Origin of the sequence: Psychroserpens burtonensis DSM 12212 (genome assembly GCF_000425305.1) — a bacterium.
In the GTDB taxonomy this organism is placed as follows: Bacteria; Bacteroidota; Bacteroidia; order Flavobacteriales; family Flavobacteriaceae; genus Psychroserpens; species Psychroserpens burtonensis.
Map to the genome: position 1 here is coordinate 52,580 of NZ_KE384347.1, position 17,226 is coordinate 69,805.

General features: G+C 33.5%; 18 protein-coding genes. 9 read left to right on the plus strand and 9 right to left on the minus strand.

The window, feature by feature from the left end; genetic code table 11:
* Positions 1-43: 43 nt before the first annotated feature.
* The 3 genes from rocD to H593_RS0116900 form a co-directional block, all read right to left on the minus strand.
* Entirely contained in the window at positions 44-1,324 is a 1,281-nt protein-coding gene (gene rocD, locus H593_RS0116890; RefSeq protein WP_028873498.1) for an ornithine--oxo-acid transaminase, read from the minus strand.
* 157 nt (positions 1,325-1,481) lie between these two features.
* Positions 1,482-1,868: a DUF6768 family protein gene (locus H593_RS0116895; protein WP_028873499.1), complete on the minus strand. Its 387-nt coding sequence runs from the start codon at positions 1,866-1,868 to the stop codon at positions 1,482-1,484.
* Positions 1,858-2,400, minus strand: a complete 543-nt coding sequence (locus tag H593_RS0116900) for an RNA polymerase sigma factor (RefSeq protein WP_028873500.1) — start codon at positions 2,398-2,400, stop codon at positions 1,858-1,860. The genes H593_RS0116895 and H593_RS0116900 overlap by 11 nt, the downstream gene beginning before the upstream one ends.
* A 125-nt stretch (positions 2,401-2,525) precedes the next feature.
* On the opposite strand from H593_RS0116900, the gene rlmD reads away from it, so the two are divergent.
* From rlmD to H593_RS0116920, 4 genes are read left to right on the plus strand one after another with little or no spacing between them, the layout of a single operon-like run.
* Positions 2,526-3,938: a 23S rRNA (uracil(1939)-C(5))-methyltransferase RlmD gene (gene rlmD / locus H593_RS0116905; RefSeq protein WP_028873501.1), complete on the plus strand. Its 1,413-nt coding sequence runs from the start codon at positions 2,526-2,528 to the stop codon at positions 3,936-3,938.
* A 14-nt stretch (positions 3,939-3,952) separates the two neighbouring features.
* Positions 3,953-4,513 carry a DUF6452 family protein gene (locus tag H593_RS0116910; protein WP_028873502.1) on the plus strand — a complete coding sequence of 187 codons (561 nt, stop codon included), beginning with the start codon at positions 3,953-3,955 and terminating at the stop codon, positions 4,511-4,513.
* Positions 4,479-5,234: a DUF6048 family protein gene (locus tag H593_RS0116915; protein ID WP_028873503.1), complete on the plus strand. Its 756-nt coding sequence runs from the start codon at positions 4,479-4,481 to the stop codon at positions 5,232-5,234. The genes H593_RS0116910 and H593_RS0116915 overlap by 35 nt, the downstream gene beginning before the upstream one ends.
* 24 nt (positions 5,235-5,258) lie before the next feature.
* A complete protein-coding gene (locus H593_RS0116920; RefSeq protein ID WP_028873504.1) occupies positions 5,259-5,735 on the plus strand; it encodes a hypothetical protein in 477 nt (158 codons plus the stop codon).
* 32 nt (positions 5,736-5,767) lie between these two features.
* Here the strand turns inward: H593_RS0116920 and H593_RS19635 are convergent, their stop codons facing one another.
* Positions 5,768-6,187 carry a hypothetical protein gene (locus H593_RS19635; protein ID WP_147231016.1) on the minus strand — a complete coding sequence of 140 codons (420 nt, stop codon included), beginning with the start codon at positions 6,185-6,187 and terminating at the stop codon, positions 5,768-5,770.
* 3 nt (positions 6,188-6,190) lie between these two features.
* Complete coding sequence (locus H593_RS0116930) at positions 6,191-7,360, minus strand: THUMP domain-containing class I SAM-dependent RNA methyltransferase (protein ID WP_028873505.1); 1,170 nt, start codon at positions 7,358-7,360, stop codon at positions 6,191-6,193.
* Between the two features lie 92 nt (positions 7,361-7,452).
* Between H593_RS0116930 and H593_RS0116935 the strand changes: the two genes are divergently transcribed.
* The 5 genes from H593_RS0116935 (at position 7,453) to H593_RS0116960 (ending at position 10,606) form a co-directional block, all read left to right on the plus strand.
* Complete coding sequence (locus H593_RS0116935; protein ID WP_028873506.1) at positions 7,453-8,184, plus strand: class I SAM-dependent methyltransferase; 732 nt, start codon at positions 7,453-7,455, stop codon at positions 8,182-8,184.
* Positions 8,184-8,858 carry a ZIP family metal transporter gene (locus tag H593_RS0116940; protein WP_028873507.1) on the plus strand — a complete coding sequence of 225 codons (675 nt, stop codon included), beginning with the start codon at positions 8,184-8,186 and terminating at the stop codon, positions 8,856-8,858. Before H593_RS0116935 ends, H593_RS0116940 begins: the two co-directional genes overlap by 1 nt.
* Positions 8,859-9,035: 177 nt before the next feature.
* A complete protein-coding gene (locus H593_RS0116950; RefSeq protein ID WP_157588931.1) occupies positions 9,036-9,440 on the plus strand; it encodes an RDD family protein in 405 nt (134 codons plus the stop codon).
* A 132-nt stretch (positions 9,441-9,572) separates the two neighbouring features.
* On the plus strand, positions 9,573-10,001 hold the full coding sequence (locus tag H593_RS0116955) for a DUF4268 domain-containing protein (RefSeq protein ID WP_028873509.1): 429 nt from the start codon (positions 9,573-9,575) through the stop codon (positions 9,999-10,001).
* Between the two features lie 95 nt (positions 10,002-10,096).
* Entirely contained in the window at positions 10,097-10,606 is a 510-nt protein-coding gene (locus H593_RS0116960) for a DUF3124 domain-containing protein (RefSeq protein ID WP_028873510.1), read from the plus strand.
* A 133-nt stretch (positions 10,607-10,739) separates the two neighbouring features.
* On the opposite strand, the gene trhA is transcribed toward H593_RS0116960, so the two are convergent.
* The 4 genes from trhA to H593_RS0116980 all read right to left on the minus strand — a co-directional run bounded on the left by trhA (position 10,740) and on the right by H593_RS0116980 (position 17,143).
* Positions 10,740-11,366 carry a PAQR family membrane homeostasis protein TrhA gene (gene trhA, locus H593_RS0116965; RefSeq protein ID WP_028873511.1) on the minus strand — a complete coding sequence of 209 codons (627 nt, stop codon included), beginning with the start codon at positions 11,364-11,366 and terminating at the stop codon, positions 10,740-10,742.
* Entirely contained in the window at positions 11,366-12,055 is a 690-nt protein-coding gene (locus H593_RS0116970) for a DUF4294 domain-containing protein (RefSeq protein WP_028873512.1), read from the minus strand. Before H593_RS0116970 ends, trhA begins: the two co-directional genes overlap by 1 nt.
* Before the next feature lie 519 nt (positions 12,056-12,574).
* Positions 12,575-16,225: an ABC transporter permease/M1 family aminopeptidase gene (locus H593_RS0116975; RefSeq protein ID WP_028873513.1), complete on the minus strand. Its 3,651-nt coding sequence runs from the start codon at positions 16,223-16,225 to the stop codon at positions 12,575-12,577.
* 30 nt (positions 16,226-16,255) lie between these two features.
* On the minus strand, positions 16,256-17,143 hold the full coding sequence (locus tag H593_RS0116980; RefSeq protein ID WP_028873514.1) for an ABC transporter ATP-binding protein: 888 nt from the start codon (positions 17,141-17,143) through the stop codon (positions 16,256-16,258).
* Positions 17,144-17,226: the final 83 nt, after the last annotated feature.

The window sequence follows — 17,226 nt, forward strand, 5'->3', positions numbered from 1 at the left end:
TTCTATTGAGGTTTTTTTATATGCTATACTTTCTTTATAAATTTTAAGCTTCAAACTGCTTTAACGTCTTAACTATAATAGACACACAATCTAATAATTGCGCTTTGGTCATTACCAAAGGTGGCGCAAAACGAATGATATTACCGTGAGTTGGCTTTGCTAAAAGTCCGTTTTCTTTAAGAGCCATACAAATATTCCATGCGGTATCACTGTCTTCATCATCATTAATAACAATAGCGTTTAACAAACCTTTTCCTCTCACGAGGTTTACAATAGGACTCGTTTCGATGTATGTATTCAGTTCACTTCGAAAAAGTTCTCCCAATTGAAATGCGTTTTCTGCTAAATCTTCATCTCTAACCACTTCAAGTGCAGCCATTGCAACTGCAGCGGCTATTGGATTACCACCAAAAGTACTGCCGTGGTTTCCAGGACCTATCACATTCATTATAGGATCATTTGCTAACACTGCCGACACTGGATAAGCGCCGCCAGATAATGCTTTACCTAATATTAATATATCTGCTTTGACTTCTGGAGTACCAGAGCAATTTTTATCTATACAGTCACAATTTCCGCAGGTTGCTAATAAACGACCTGTTCTTGCAATACCCGTTTGTACTTCATCTGCAATAAATAAGACATTATGCTTTACGCACAAGGCTTTTGCTTTTGCTAAGTAACCTTCCGATGGAACATACACTCCTGCTTCTCCTTGAATTGGTTCTACCAAGAATCCAGCGATATTAGTATTACTTTCTAAAACGTCTTCTAAAGCCTTTAGATTATCGTATTCTATTTTTATAAATCCCGCAGTATAAGGTCCAAAGTTCTTTCTAGCGACAGAATCATTACTAAAAGAGATGATAGTTGTTGTTCTTCCGTGGAAATTATTCTCGCATACCACTATTTGTGCTTCATTCTCTGCAATACCTTTGACCTCATAAGCCCATTTTCTACAAATTTTCAAAGCAGTTTCAACCGCTTCTGCACCTGTATTCATTGGTAATAACCTATCGAAATTAAAATACTCAGATGCGTATTTCTCATATTTCCCTAGCATGTCATTATAGAAGGCTCTTGATGTCAAACTAAGCGTTTTGGCTTGCGCAGTCATAGCATCAACAATTTTAGGATGACAATGCCCTTGGTTTACTGCAGAATAAGCAGACAGAAAATCATAATATTTCTTGCCTTCTACATCCCAAACATACACACCTTCTCCTCTACTCAATACTACTGGTAAGGGATGGTAATTATGTGCACCATACTTGTTTTCTAAATCTATCGCTTGTTGCGAAGTTAATTGGTCTAAAACAGCCATTTTAAAAAAAATTTAAAGTTAATACCCAAACTAATGGGTATTTAAAATAACCATTCCTTCTGTACCTTTATTCTTTCAAAGTCATGAAAAAGCAGCGTGGGAGAGAAATCATCCCTAGGACTTGCAAATTAAGAATTTTATGCAACGAAATAAAATCTTATTCTGAAATTTTCCCAGACAAAGACGAAATTTGTAGCTCTAAACGCTTCATTTCTCTTAAAACAGCATTTCTATCCATTGCCATCCAAGAATATAGTTTCAACATACACATTACAATGAAGCAAAAGAAGAGACCAGCAATCCATAACATCAGATTATTTGTATTCTCCTCATCAAATGTTTGTACCAAACAATAAATAGCCAGTCCAAAAGCAATAATATTCATGATGTGCATAATTAAGGTGAACCACCAATTTTTACCTTTATACAAACCACGAACCATCCCAAATATGTTTTGCTCTTCTAATGAATCGTAAAATTTCGTTTCCTCCTCTGTTAAGGTATCTTTGATTAATTTATCTATGTCTTCCATTTTAGTTTTCATAATTATAGTCTTTTAATATTAATTTTAGTTTTTCTCTCGCGTTATAAAGCCTTGATTTAGCAGTACCAAGAGAGATACTCAGTGTTTCACTAATTTCTTTTAATGAATACGATTCAGTATAAAAAAGTCTCACAACAACTTGTTGTTGGTCTGGCAATTGTTTCACTGCTTTTAAGAGCACCTCTTTTAATGCGGTGTTTTCTTTATAAGTCTCTACGATACCTATTTGCTGTTTATCAATTTTAGAGACTCTTAAGCGCTCTTTACTTCGTGTTCTCAAATGATCTAACGACTTTGAATATACTATTCGCGATGCCCAACTACCAAAACTACTCACATCGTTAAGTGTTTCAATCTTCTCTATAATAACCTGCCATGATTCTTGAGCAATATCTTTAGCTACATCAGCATCCTTAACCAACCAATATGCTTTTTTACAGAATATAATATGCCACTTTTCAACTAAACTAGCTAGTGCTTTTTTGTTTCCTAACTGAAACTCTAAAACTAGAATGTCATCTTCTTTTTGCATTATATTTTGACTAGGTTACATGTTAAAGACGCAGAAATAACTGAAAGGTTCATTTTATTTTGAAGTTTTTTCAAGATAATTCTATTTACCTATATTTTATGTGTTTCGATTATTATTTTTGTACCATGGCAAGAAGTAAAAACAAACGACAGATTTTCGAGAATATCGAGGTGATAGATGCAGGTGCAAAAGGAAAAACGATTGGTAAAGCGCCAGATGGCCGCGTTATTTTTTTACCAAATGCAGTCCCTGGAGATGTTGTGGACGTCCAAACCTTTAAAAAGCGCACATCTTATTTTGAAGGTAAAGCTATAAAATTCCATAAACTGTCTGATAAAAGAACAACACCTAAATGTGAACACTTTGGCGTTTGTGGTGGTTGTAAGTGGCAGGATATGGATTACAAATATCAGCTAGAATACAAGCAAAAAGAAGTGACTAATAATTTGGTACGTCTTGGTCATTTAGAATTACCTGAGGTTACACCTATTCTTGCTGCTGCGGAACAGTATTTCTATCGTAACAAAATGGAATTCTCTTTTAGCGATAGTCGGTGGTTAACAGTAGACGAAATACAATCTGAAGAGGACTTAGGAGATAGAAATGCTTTAGGTTTTCATATTCCCGGAATGTGGGATAAGATTCTAGACATCCATAAATGTTGGTTACAAGCAGATCCATCTAATGCCATTAGAAATGCTGTAAAAGATTTTGCCGTAGAAAACGATTTAGAATTTTTCAATACGAGAAACCAAACCGGTTTATTGCGCACGATGATGCTTCGTACTTCTACCACTGGTGATTTGATGGTAATGATTCAGTTTTTTAAAGAAGATAAGCCAAAACGTGAATTACTGCTCAATTTTCTAGCTGATAAATTTCCGCAGATCACATCCTTACAATATGTCATAAACGGAAAAGCAAACGATACGATTTACGATCAAGATGTCATTCTTTATAAAGGTGAAGATCACATTTTTGAGGAAATGGAAGGCTTACGATTTAAAATCAATGCCAAATCATTTTACCAAACCAATTCTCATCAAGCTTATGAATTGTATAAAATCACAAGAGATTTTGCCAATTTAAAAGGTGACGAACTCGTTTATGATTTATACACAGGTACGGGAACCATAGCTCAATTTGTTGCCAAACAAGCTAAATATGTTGTGGGTGTTGAAGCTGTGCCAGATGCCATTATTGCTGCTAAAGAAAATGCACAATTAAATGGTATTGAAAACGTTAACTTTTTTGTTGGAGACATGAAAAATGTGTTTAATGATGCCTTTATTAAACAAAACGGACAACCAGATGTTATTATTACAGATCCTCCTCGCGACGGCATGCATAAGGATGTTGTTAATCAAATATTAAATATAGCGCCAGAAAAAATAGTTTATGTAAGTTGTAATAGTGCAACGCAAGCAAGGGATTTAGCTTTGATGAAAGATGTTTATAAAATCACAAAAACTCAAGCTGTTGATATGTTCCCACAAACGCATCATGTCGAGAATGTTGTACTCCTAGAAAAAAGATAATTAAACTAGTAATTGTGAAACGAATCATAAGTTTATGTAGTTGTATTGCGCTCATTGCCATCATAATATGGAGTTGCGAGCGCGATGATATTTGTGCTGAGGCTACGCCTACAACCCCTCATTTAATCATTAGATTTTATGATATTAATAACCCTGAGAATCTTAAACAAGTTAGACAATTGGAGGTTGACGGACTTAACGATATGAACGATCCAAACTCCGAAATTCCAATAGTAGCTAGAACGACTACAGATTCTATTAACTTACCTTTACGTTTTCAAGAAGAGGGTGTTGATGGTGAAGGGACTACCACACGATTTCAATTAATAAAAAATGCTGATTTCGCTGACAACTCGGATGAGACAAACGATCATAACATAGACATTATAACTATAAAATACACACCAGAATTTATTTACGTCTCCAGAGCTTGTGGCTATAAAAGTATCTTTAATTTAGATGATCCTGACGGAATAACTAGAGAATTAGATGCCGACCCGTGGATAACAAGTTTCGACATAATTAATCAAACCGTAGAAAATGAAAACGCAGCACAGATTATTATTTATCATTAATTTGATAATAGTGATGCTATTTTCATTAGCATCCCACGCACAAATAGGTGATACTGAAAAACCAGCAGACACTTTAGTTTACAAACAAAAATACGGACTCCGATTAGGTGGTGATATTGGTAAAATAGCCCGTTCTTTTGTCGATAAAGAGTATACTGGTTTTGAAATTAATGGTGATTACAGATTGACCAAGAAACTATATATTGCTGGTGAGTTAGGTACAGAAGAACGCAGAATAGCGACAGATTTTTTAGACGTTACTGCAAACGGAAGCTACTTTAAAGCAGGTATTGACTACAATACATATACAAATTGGTTAGACATGCAAAACATGGTTTATACTGGTGTTAGAGTTGGCGTGAGTACCTTTAGTCAAACTCAAAATCAATTTACAGTTTATAATCCAGACCAATATTGGTCTAATCAGTTTACGGAGCAAACACCACAAAAGTTTAGTGGACTATCTGCAATTTGGGCAGAATTAATTATAGGTCTTAAGGCAGAATTATTTACAAATCTATATGCAGGTCTAAATATTCAAATTAAAGCAATGGTAACACAAGATCAACCTGTTGGTTTTGAAAACTTGTATGTTCCTGGCTTCAATAGAACTTATGATAGTGGTCGTTTTGGATTAGGTTTTGGTTATACCATTTCTTATTTAGTTCCTATTTTTAAGAAAGACAAGAAAGTTGTTGTTAAAAGAGCAGATAAGGAATAACACTCCTTTAAATATACAAAAAACATGAAATCAGTCTTTACCATAGTTTTACTTATTGCTTTTCAAATGACATTAAATGCACAACATACCAATGTGTGGAAAGATGGAAAACTTACTTTTATTACAAAGACTAAGGTAGATAGCGAAGGTGACGAAAATGAAACAGATTATGATGCTGGCAATGATATAGTAGGTATAAATATGGAAATAATTAACTACCCAGATCAGTCAGAGAAATACTTAAATGACATAAAATTTTCTTCTAGTCAAGGTTGCTCAGATATGAGACTAGAATTTAAAAAAGTAGGTGCTTCATTTTTAAATAATCACGAAAGCTTTTACTCTGTTTGCTATAATAAAGAACACAAGGAAACAATAATTAATGCCGTTATTCATCGTGATGATATAAAGAAAGTCTATGACATAGCACTATACTGCTATGATATCACTTTAGAGGAAGGCTTAGAAGTTCTTAAATCTATTACCTTTTTAGATGAATAAATAATATTTGGCAAAAAAATAAAGCCTCACATCTAATAATCCTTACTCACTTTCATTTGATAACCATCTCTAGAATGTTCTGTTCCATTTATTTTAGCCGTAGCTCTAAAAAATAGAGTATCCGCAGCCGTTCTTAGCATTCCAATTCTCAAACCACCGTCTTTTTCAATTAATTTTTCAACTTCAGATAGTGTATGCTCTGGTGTTGGTGTACTCAACGTCAATACATAATTGCAGTCGTCTAACCATTTGATATCCAGATTAGTAAATTCTTTGGCAGAGATACGTTCTGTTTGGGAGGTTTTACTTCTTTTCAAAGTAGACCGAGACACTATAGAGTCCCCCGGAATAATAAAAGTCCCTGTTTTAAACGTTTTACATTTTAATTCTTGTCCAAAACCAGCGACACTAATAAGAAGTAATACCACAAAACAGAGCAAACACTTTATCATTATTTAATCTTCATCATTATTCATGTACTTCCCCTTCTTGCTCCCTTCATACATCACGTATTTGACAAGTCGTGCTTCTAATTTTGCATTCACCAAATGAATTTTTCGAGAAGGCCTCAAACCAACATGTTTTAAAGCTTCAAGGTTTGAAGTAATAAACCAAGAGTCTGTTCCAGGGTATCCTTGTTTTAAGGTATCACCAATATTTTTATAAAACTCCTCCATATTAATATCTAAACGCTCACCGTAAGGAGGATTAAAAACCATATGTAATTTATTCTCACCTGCTTTTTGTGTTTTAAAGAAATCCTCATGCTTTATAGTGATAAATTCATCTAAATGAGCATTCTTTATATTGTCCTTAGCTTTTGAAACTGCACTTGGCGACTTATCATAACCAATCATTTTATGATGAAAATCTCTAGTTTTACTGAGTAATGATGCTTCAATCTTCTCAAATAAGTCTACATCCCAATCTCCCCAACGCTCATAAGCAAACTCCTTACGCATTAAATTTGGTGGAATATTACACGCAATCATAGCTGCTTCTGCTAAAATAGTTCCACTACCACACATTGGATCCATAAAATCAGATTGACCATCCCAACCAGACAACATAACAAGTCCTGCAGCAAGCACTTCGTTTATAGGTGCAATATTCGTTGCCGTTTTATAACCTCTCTTATGTAAAGATTCTCCAGACGAGTCTAACGATATTGTACAAACTTGTCGGTCAATATGAACATTAATCTTCAAATCAGGAAAACGCAGATCCACATTTGGTCGTTGTCCATCAGTCTCTCTAAACTTATCTACAATAGCATCTTTAGTTTTTAAGGCGACATACTGAGAGTGTGTAAAAGCCTTTGAATGTACTGTAGCATCTACAGCCAAGGTTCCAGTAGCCTTTAGATACTTATCCCAAGGCATTTTATAAACCTGATCATAAAGATCTTGTTCATTAAGCACCTTAAAAGTTTTTATAGGTTTTAGTATTTTAATGGCAGTACGTAGTGCTAAGTTAGCCTTATACATAAAGCCCTTATCACCTTCAAAACTAACGTTTCTAACGCCTTTTTTAACATGCATTGCACCTAATTGTATGAGTTCTCGCTCTAATAACTCTTCAAAGCCAAATAAGGTTTTGGCTACCATTTTGTAATTATTCTCCATGAACATAGTCTAATAGGTTGCGAAAATAAAGTATTTTTGTGGCAACCTAACGATATTTAATAATGAGATTCCCACTTTCGTGGGAAATGTATATGACAAAAGACACTCAACAATGGTACGCCTCGTGGTTTGACTCACCGTTTTACCATATTTTATATAAAGACCGTGATGATACTGAAGCGCAACATTTCATGGATAACCTCACCAATTATCTCAATATTCCTGAACACGGTGAAATTTTAGATTTAGCTTGCGGAAAAGGGAGACACTCTGTATATCTCAATAGTTTAGGCTATCATGTTACAGGAGCAGATTTATCTGAAAACAGCATCGAGTACGCCAAACAATTTGAAAATGAAACACTTCAATTTGAAGTACATGACATGTGCAAACCTTATAAAAAACAATTTGATGCGGTTTTTAATTTATTTACAAGTTTTGGCTACTTTGAAAAAGAAGAGGACAACTTAAACACTATAAAAGCGATACATGCAGATTTAAATGCGTCTGGTTTTGGTGTTATCGACTTTTTAAACAGTAACAAAGTTATAAATAACTTAGTAGATGAAAATGTAAAAACTGTTGACGGTATCGACTTCCATCAAAAAAGAAGTGTGGTAGATGGTTATATTGTAAAAGATATTTCTTTTTCTGCAGAAGGTGAAGATTATAAATTTCAAGAACGCGTTAGAGCATTTACTTTAGAAGACTTTGAAGCTCTCTTTGAAAAAGCAGGGGTCTATTTGTTAGACGTTTTTGGTGATTATAAATTAAACCGGTTTGATCCAAAAACATCAGAACGTTTAGTCATGATATTTAAATAATGCAGTCGTACTTACTTCCCATACTCGCAGTTGGTATTGGTGTTATTTTGGCATTCATAACCAAAAAAGATAAATTATCTTACACCAAACTCCTACTCTCTTTTAGTGGTGCTTTTTTATTAGCACTCACCCTTTTTGATTTACTCCCAGAAGTGTATCATCATCTTGAAGCAAAAACAACTGGATTATTTATCATGGGTGGTATTTTACTTCAAATCATTTTAGAGTTTTTCTCCAAAGGAGCCGAGCATGGACATGTACATATTCATAAAGACGAGACTGCCTTTCCATGGATGTTATTTATAAGTCTCTGTTTACACAGTTTCTTAGAAGGCTTCCCAATACACGAGCATAACGATATGGTTTACGGAGTTCTCATTCATAAAATCCCAATTGCAGCACTCATCTCTGCCTTTTTACTACAATCTAGCTTTAGTAAAATTCAAATTATAAGTTTCCTAGTTGTATTCACCATAATGACACCGTTGGGAACTTTTATTTCTAATGCTTCGGAAATATCCACTGATTACCTTACAATGATCAATGCCATTGTCATTGGAATATTTTTCCATATTTCTACGACGATACTTTTTGAAAGTGGTGAAGGTCATAAGTTCAATCTTTCAAAATTGATTGCCATTATTTTGGGTGTTGGAATTGCTTATATCATTTAGTAAGCGTTAATTTGATTATGAACGAAACTGATTATAAAGAGATTTTACACAAAGAAGTTAGTAAGATTTCAAAATTCAATATAAGATTCCATCGCGTTTCAAGTATGCTGTTGGATCATTTAATTATGACGATGGTTATTGTTCCTCCATGGCTTATGATGATGAATATAATGATAAGTGAAATTTAATAATCAGGTATCGAGGTTTGCTTTCTTATCAATGTTTTTTTTGTATTTAAACAAAGATTTTTTTAATACTAAAAGTCCTGCAAAACGAATTTTAGGACATCAAGTTATTAATCGGAAAACTGAAAAACCTGCGACTGAATTACAATGCTTTATAAGGAATTTGACAGTATATTTAGCTTGGTCTTTAGAAGTCATTGTCGGATTCATAAATCCCAAAAGACGAATTGGTGATTTTATTGGGAATACAAAAGTTGTCGTTTCTGAAAAAGAAAAATTAATTAGTATATGGACGGACTTAAAAAGCACAACAATAAAATTAAATTTTATCGGACTTTTAATAATTGGTGGAATTTACTTTTATGGAATAAGTCAATTAATATCAATTATGAATTAAAAAAATAGTCTAAAAAACTATATATAATGTATTACTAGTTCTATATAGGAATGTAAAACCAAAAGAAATTCTCCTAAGTTTTGTTTTCTTTTGTAAAGCTAAGCAGTCTATTATTCAAAAATACTATTATACATGTTTTCAAAAGAAGAGAGTCGTATTTTAAGAGAAGAGTTCTGGACAAGTTTCGGGAAGTCTTTCCCTAGAAAATGGATTCTATATGATACAAAAATCAAAGGCTTTTCGTTTAAATTTCATTTCGATACTAAAAAGGCATTAGTCACTCTTGACCTCGAAGATGATTTAGAAAACCGAATCAAATACTGGGAGAAACTACAATCTTTAAAATCTATTTTAATTGATGACTATCTTCCTGATGTTATTTTTAAAGAAGAATACGTCCTAGAAAACGGTAAAGAAATTTCTAGAATCTATAGACCTCTAGAACAGAAGGTCTCTATCCATAATAAAAACACTTGGCGAGATGTTATGGTATTTTTTAATGAAACTATGAATCAATATGAAGCCTTCTTTGAGGAGTATCGTGATGTACTAGAGGATTAGTTAATTTGAATTTCTCGACTAAATAGTCGAACTTCGTTATAGACCGTTATCATTATTAACAGAACTACACGTGACGTGTAATAGATCTCAAAACTATGAAACTAACCTCTATACTCTTCGTTCTCTCTATAATTATCGTTAGTTGTGATACCTCACAAGAAACCGAAGATGTACATAAAGAAAACTGGGCAAAACGTAAAATTGATATTTCTAATAAAACGAACTTACAAACGGGACTATCCTATTTATCCATATACTCACAGATTTACAGTATATCTCAACACAAAACACGTAATTTAACAGCTCTGGCTAGCCTAAGAAATCTTAGCACAAAAGATACTATTTACATTCTTAAAGCGAGTTATTATGGTACACATGGCAATTTATTGACCACTTATTTTGATCATGCTATTTATTTAGCGCCTCTAGAAACTACCGAAATTATTATTGATGAAGTTGATATTGAAGGAGGTACTGGATCAAACTTTATTTTTGAGTGGAGTATTCCTCAAAATTGCCCTGAACCTTTATTTGAAGGTGTAATGAATTCTACCGCAGGACAACAAGGCTTATCGTTTACGACACGGTCTATTAGGATTGAGTAAGTTTTTTTATAAACTCATCTAACGAGTACATAAACAGTGACAACACCAAAGTCGCGTAAATTTAAGATTGTATTCATCCAGTCAATTTTCACTAGATTTTATAAAAAACGTATCGCTTTACAAAGATTTTTTTTTATATCACAGATCCATAAATCATAAAAAAATGACAAATAGCGCCTGCTAAAACGAACAGGTGCCAAATCACATGGTTATATGGGATTTTTTCTACCAGATAAAAGATAATTCCAACAGTATAAAAAGAACCTCCTGCGAATAAAAGATAAAGTCCGTTGATTGGCATGCGAGCGGACAAAGCAGTAAAATCAAAAATAATCAACCAACCCATTACCAAATATAAGAGCGTTGAAAAAATCTCAAAACGACCTGTAAAAAATAACTTTAGCAGAGTACCAACCGCTGCTATTCCCCAGACAGTCCAAAAAAGTGTCCATCCCAAACTATCCGATAGCATAATAATTAAAACAGGTGTATAGGTTCCTGCAATAAGAAGATAAATACTAATATGATCTACAATTCTAAAATAATGCCTCCGTTTTTCGCCTTTTACTGCATGATAAAATGTTGATGCCAAAAAAAGAGTAATGATAGCTGCTCCATACACAATTACACTAAACAAAGCATAGGGAACTTCTTTACGAAGAAAAAGAATTAGCATAACTAAGCCAGCAACACCTAATGCCGCTCCGATGCCATGGCTCCATGCGTTTAAACGTTCTTCAAAAGGGGTTTGAATGCGCATTAATTTTTGGTTTCTACAGTTGCTTTGTTACGCAACCATTTATCTGTTAAATCATAAAAATCGAAGCTAATTGCTGGCTTTTGACGCTCTAGCAGTCGGTTTTGAAACGCACGTTCTAAAATATCTTCAATTAAAAAATCTTCTTTCACGTCCATTGGATTAAATTCTTCCTTTAAAGAAATATCAAACATGCTTGCAGTCGTATTAAACCAAAATGCTCGCCAACCACTTCGCAATTCTTTAATTAAACCAAAAGTAGTTTTACCTGTTTGACGGTGAATTAATTTTACTAGAATCTGACCTTCTGTTCGGGTGAGTTTCTTTAATTCTGCCGAAAACTCGTCCTCTATATATCTTTGAATGATCTTAGCGTATTTTTTTTGAGAGCGTTTACTTTCTAGCGTGAGCAAACGTTCATTTAATGTCGTTAATCGGTCTGCTGCTAATTTAGCATAAGGATAGACCTTTAAAGTCTTTCGTTTTAAAATTAAATAGGTAATACGATCTTCTTTACTCGTGAATTTTAATTTGTGTAACAGCAATACTTCATCTAAATCAATAGCTGTTTTTGGTATAGAATCACCATCCACCAAAATATATTCCACAGCAGTAGAATCTTGGGTCACAGGCTCAATCTGGGCAGCAAGTAACATAGGAAAACACAATACGATGTATAACAATTGTTTCATGAGTTAAGATTCATTATTTTTCAAAAGCCACATGAGTTCGCTATTAATCATTGTCTTAAATAATGACGATTTTGACATGCTCGGTTCATGAGTAGGTAGTTATCTAAAACTATTCCAACTTGGATGTAAAATTAATTATTTACAGATTGTAAACCCTTTAAATCCTGTTAATATTGTGGTAGTATGATTTTTTTCTTCGGAAATGAGCATAAAAAAGACCTATCAGGTTTTTAAAGTCTGAGAGGTCTCTTAATCTATTCAAGTTTAACTGTTGGTGAAAAACACCAACAGTGGCTTAGTGAAAAACACCAACAGCGGCCAATGGGAAAACACTAACAGTGGCTGGACGAGAAAAGTTATAAACTTGTCAGTTCGAAGGTGGTCGAGAACTATATTGCATCTCAACTGGGTTCTTCCAAAGCTTAAGGAATGACAGAAGATTATAATTTTATCTAATCTCTTTTTACTTATGAGAGTAAGCAAGACTGAACAATAAACAACTTTAGCTACTTCGCAACATTACAGCTTCTGCCTATTATCATCACTTCTTGTATCTATCAAAATATTGAAAGGGTCTACGCCAACTTCAGTAGGTTTCTCATCTACTATAATTGAAATTTTGTTATTTATTTCGGTTATTTTATGCTTCTTCAAATATAAGATACGCTCTTTCTTTTTTCCGTCAAGATCATCTTCGGTAAAAATGCCAATATCTATATAGTCTTCTAGTTTAACAGAGACTAAAGGCGTCTCCTTTCCTTCAGCTAAATACGTAATAGAATCACGACCTTCTTCAGAATAAAAACGTTTTCCTTTTTCATCGTTTCTATATTTACTAACGTTGAATTCTATATCAACTTTGTACTTGCCATTATCCATTTCCGAAGAAGACACATCTAAAATACGATTGTCATATAGGGTAATCGTTTCAAACATATCTTTAATGATATATTGCAAACTATCTGGTGTGACCGCTTTGATATGATTTACCATATCAATAGAAGTTGTATAAGGTGCATCTTGAAATCTCACTTTCTCTACATAGGTTTTAAGAGCATTATTTAAGACCTTTTCACCTATATAATCACTCACTGCATATAATACTAATGACCCTTTTTGATAATGTACATATTGTTGGCCATCATTATACATTAAGGCACTTTCTCTCTTGCTTTCAAAAGTTCTTTGCGTTAAATAGTCATCGAGTGCCTTCTTTAAAAATTTACGCATTTGAGCTTTTCCCAATTCTTTTTCTAAAACTTTAAGCGATACATACTCAGACATACTCTCAGACATCATTGTTGCTCCCAATACATCGGCTCCAATAACTTGGTGCGCAAACCATTGATGAGCCACTTCATGCACTGTGATGGCGTAGGTGTAATCAATACCTCCGTCTTCGCTATCATCAATATCGGCTATAAAACCGGTGTCTCCACCAAAAGGAATTGTATTTGGAAACGACTGCGCAAATCCACCACTAGGAAATTCTACTATACGCAATTGTTTATGTTGATACGGACTAAAATTCTCTGTATTATATTCCAGTGAGGCTTTCATTCCTCTCATCATACGCTCTAAGTTATACTCATGACCTTTATGGTAATAAATTTCCAAACTGACATCTTTCCATTTATCGCGTTTTACTTCGTATTCTGCTGAGTTAAACGCATAAAAATTTAAGATCTTACTATCCATTTTATAATGGAAATAACGTCGACCGTCTTCCGTCCATTCCTTTTGCAAATAACCAGGAGCAATTGCTATTTGGTCTTCACTTGTACTAACGGTTGTTTCAAAATCTATCCAATCACTATCATTTGAGATATAGGTGTTTCCTAATGCTGTAGAATCACTTGGATGTGGTTTTAAATCATTTGGTGGTAAGTCATATGTTTTACGCGTTTTATTGTCTGTAAGCTCTCTACCACCAGAATATCCTAAACTTGGAAATAATGCTTTATTGTTAATAAATGTACCATTTCTAACTACAGGAGAATTATTATTAATCAATGTATTAGGTTCATTCTCAACTGTAAAATGAAGTTTCAAGGTGTCTCCCGGTAATAAAGCTTGTTTCAATTGATAAATATCAAAATCATAAATAGTATCTTCTAATACTATTACATTAGCTTTATTAAACTCAAATTTACTTGGATAGCCATTATGGCTTAAGAAAATACTATCAATAATTTCATTGGTTTTATTAACCATAACATATTCTCCAGAGGCCTCAAAGTTTCTTTCCTTCGGAAAAATATTCATATCCGTCTTTACAGATATGATTCTCGGCTGCGCGTAATTCTCAAACGTCTTATATGTTTTCTCCCAATCTACTCTTAATTTCTCTAATTCTTTAGAGGAATAGCGCACATTGTCAATATTAGTCTCCTTAAAAATACTATATCCTAAAGTAAAAAAACCAACGAGCAATACCAGTAATGTAATTGCTACAGACGCTTTAAATCGAGATTTTGCAATAAATAAACGTTCTTTAAATGAATGTGGTAATCCACGAACCCAAAACAAAGCGGTAACGATCAATAACATTAATCCTGCTAACAACCAATAGCCCTTGTATAGTAGATAACGATCAAGTGAATCTCCATAGCCATTCATATCATTATAACCAAAACCAGGACCTTCATTATACTTAAATATAGACTGCTCAACACCTGCAAGTGATAATAACGGAATTCCAATAGATAGAACAATCAACACAAATAATCCCAAATATGGGCTTCTAATTAATGTTTGTACTGCTAAGGCTAAAAATGCCCAAATCACATAATTTATTAATTTGAGTCCGAATAATTCTTTAATATATAACCCAACTTCAAAATCAAAGTAACCTTTATAAATTTGGAATAGGATACCTGCAACCATAATCACAGCAAGTAAGAGTATCTGCATTTTTATAATGGCAATAAATTTTGACAAGAATAAGGACCAATTAGGGATTGGAGTCACATCAATTAATCCATTTATTCTATTGGTTTTACTTCTATTCACCAACATTCCTGCATATAAAAATGTACAAATATTAATAGCAACTACAAAAGCGCCACCGCCTCTAAGCATGCGCCATGTTTTTGGATATGATTGAGTTGAATAAGGGTTGCCGACGTCTGCAAGTGCAATTAAAACGATGATTAGACCTACCAATACAATACAGATAAATGGCCAACTTTTAGCTATGTATTTGAAATCTACATTAGAAAGTTTCCAAGTTGTTTTTAAATTCTGAAGGATTGAATAATCAAAATTCACCTTTGGAAGGTTAATTCGTATAATCCCACCAAAATTTCGCTTGGTAGCACGTTCTCCTTTAGCTTTTTTAAATAACGAGAATGACAAAGCGTTCTGGCTAAATTGAAAGAATTTATAGACCAAACCAAAAACCAAACTCGCTACACCCAACCACAATAAACGGTTGTAAAGAATCAATTCTTTGATAGGTATATGTAATTCATTTTGCTCTGATACTGTCCAGTACCTCGTGTAATAATCTGATGCTGCAGCTCCAAAAGGATCTAACAATCCTGCGAGATATCTGCTATCTGGATCTGATAATAAACTTTCTGTCACACCTTGAACAAATAATATAAGAATAACTGTAATAAATCCAGCTGCAATATTTCTTGTAAATGTGACTACGGCAAATACAATAGCTCCAAAAAGTAAAATATTAGGTAGTATAAAAACCCAATAGGCATCAAAATAGGATTTAAAATCGAAAGCGGTGACAATCTCAGCATTTGTTCCCGGCAATCTAAAACCAATAAACATAGCAATACCGATGACTAGCACGATACAGGTCACAATTAAAATTGAACTAAAAAATTTAGCAAATAGGTAATTCCCTTTTGAAAAGGGATAGGAATATAAAATGGTATGCATCTCGCTTTTATAATCACGATATACAGATACACCAACAATTGATGGAAACAAGAAAAATATAAATATGGTCAATCCATTAAATAAATTGGTAACTCCACTTGGTGAGTTTACTATTCTTGAAGACCCTGTAGTCGCAGTAATACTATCAAAAAAACCTGCTGTTGTCGCAGAAATAAACAATGCTAAGGCAAAGAAAATTGCCATATAAATATAAAATGCTGGCTTTTTTAGCCAATATTTTAATTCATGAAAAAATATAGTAGAAAACATAATGTACTTTTTTTATAGTTATCAATGAAATTAGCTTAAAACAGGCTCGTCTTGCTTTAAGGCAATAAAGTACACATCGTCTAATTGTGGTTCTGATGTTATAAAATCAGCATCTGGTTGCTCATCTGCAAACACTCTTATATTAAGCGTATTATCTTCATTGTAGTTTGAAGATAATACATTGTAGACAGTTTCATTTTGTTCTAAATCGTCACGCTCAACAATCTTAGTCCAAATTTTGCCAATCAATTCTTTTCTAGCATGAGATGGTGTGGTTTGCTTTAAAATACGACCGCCATTTAAAATGGCCATATCATTACATAGTTCTTTGACATCTTCAACAATATGTGTTGAGAAAATCACCGTACAATTGGTTCCAACCTCTCTAAGAACATTTAAAAAACGGTGTCTCTCAGCTGGATCTAATCCTGCAGTTGGTTCATCTACTATGATGAGTTTTGGATTGTTTAATAATAATTGGGCAATCCCAAAACGTTGTTTCATTCCGCCACTATAACCTGCAACATGTTTTTTACGTACGTCGTATAGATTTGTTATTTCAAGGACTTCTTTAACTAAAACTTGTCGATCTGCTTTAGAACTTACACCTTTTAATGCCGCAAAGTAGTCGAGTAAATCTTCCGCAGACATTTTTGGATACACACCAAATGATTGTGGTAAATACCCTAAGATTTTACGCAAGGCCATTTTATCTTCCAAAACATCAATATCTCCAAACATAATTGAACCAGAATCCGGACTTTGTAAAGTCGCAATCGTTCTCATAAGTGAGGACTTACCTGCTCCATTTGGACCAAGCAGCCCAAACATTCCTGTTCCGATTTCTAGATTTAGATTATCAATGGCCTTTACGCCATTCTTGTATGTTTTTGTAAGATTTGTAATGACTAATTTCATCAGAAGCGTGTTTAGTTTAATTTATAAAGTTATAAGTGTAAAAATAGATGAATTTGTTACAAAAATCTTTTCCTAAGTCATAT

Excerpts from the sequence above, each read along its gene's own strand:
- H593_RS0116930 (WP_028873505.1), bottom strand. The coding sequence starts at position 7,360 with ATGGAGAATAATTACAAAATGGTAGCCAAAACCTTATTTGGCTTTGAA.
- H593_RS0116940 (WP_028873507.1), top strand. The coding sequence starts at position 8,184 with ATGCAGTCGTACTTACTTCCCATACTCGCAGTTGGTATTGGTGTTATT.
- H593_RS0116960 (WP_028873510.1), top strand. The coding sequence starts at position 10,097 with ATGAAACTAACCTCTATACTCTTCGTTCTCTCTATAATTATCGTTAGT.
- trhA (WP_028873511.1), bottom strand. The coding sequence starts at position 11,366 with ATGCGCATTCAAACCCCTTTTGAAGAACGTTTAAACGCATGGAGCCAT.
- H593_RS0116975 (WP_028873513.1), bottom strand. The coding sequence starts at position 16,225 with ATGTTTTCTACTATATTTTTTCATGAATTAAAATATTGGCTAAAAAAG.
- rlmD (WP_028873501.1), top strand. The coding sequence starts at position 2,526 with ATGGCAAGAAGTAAAAACAAACGACAGATTTTCGAGAATATCGAGGTG.
- H593_RS0116980 (WP_028873514.1), bottom strand. The coding sequence starts at position 17,143 with ATGAAATTAGTCATTACAAATCTTACAAAAACATACAAGAATGGCGTA.
- H593_RS0116920 (WP_028873504.1), top strand. The coding sequence starts at position 5,259 with ATGAAATCAGTCTTTACCATAGTTTTACTTATTGCTTTTCAAATGACA.
- H593_RS0116955 (WP_028873509.1), top strand. The coding sequence starts at position 9,573 with ATGTTTTCAAAAGAAGAGAGTCGTATTTTAAGAGAAGAGTTCTGGACA.
- H593_RS0116935 (WP_028873506.1), top strand. The coding sequence starts at position 7,453 with ATGACAAAAGACACTCAACAATGGTACGCCTCGTGGTTTGACTCACCG.
- H593_RS19635 (WP_147231016.1), bottom strand. The coding sequence starts at position 6,187 with ATGATAAAGTGTTTGCTCTGTTTTGTGGTATTACTTCTTATTAGTGTC.
- H593_RS0116915 (WP_028873503.1), top strand. The coding sequence starts at position 4,479 with ATGAAAACGCAGCACAGATTATTATTTATCATTAATTTGATAATAGTG.
- rocD (WP_028873498.1), bottom strand. The coding sequence starts at position 1,324 with ATGGCTGTTTTAGACCAATTAACTTCGCAACAAGCGATAGATTTAGAA.
- H593_RS0116970 (WP_028873512.1), bottom strand. The coding sequence starts at position 12,055 with ATGAAACAATTGTTATACATCGTATTGTGTTTTCCTATGTTACTTGCT.
- H593_RS0116895 (WP_028873499.1), bottom strand. The coding sequence starts at position 1,868 with ATGAAAACTAAAATGGAAGACATAGATAAATTAATCAAAGATACCTTA.
- H593_RS0116900 (WP_028873500.1), bottom strand. The coding sequence starts at position 2,400 with ATGCAAAAAGAAGATGACATTCTAGTTTTAGAGTTTCAGTTAGGAAAC.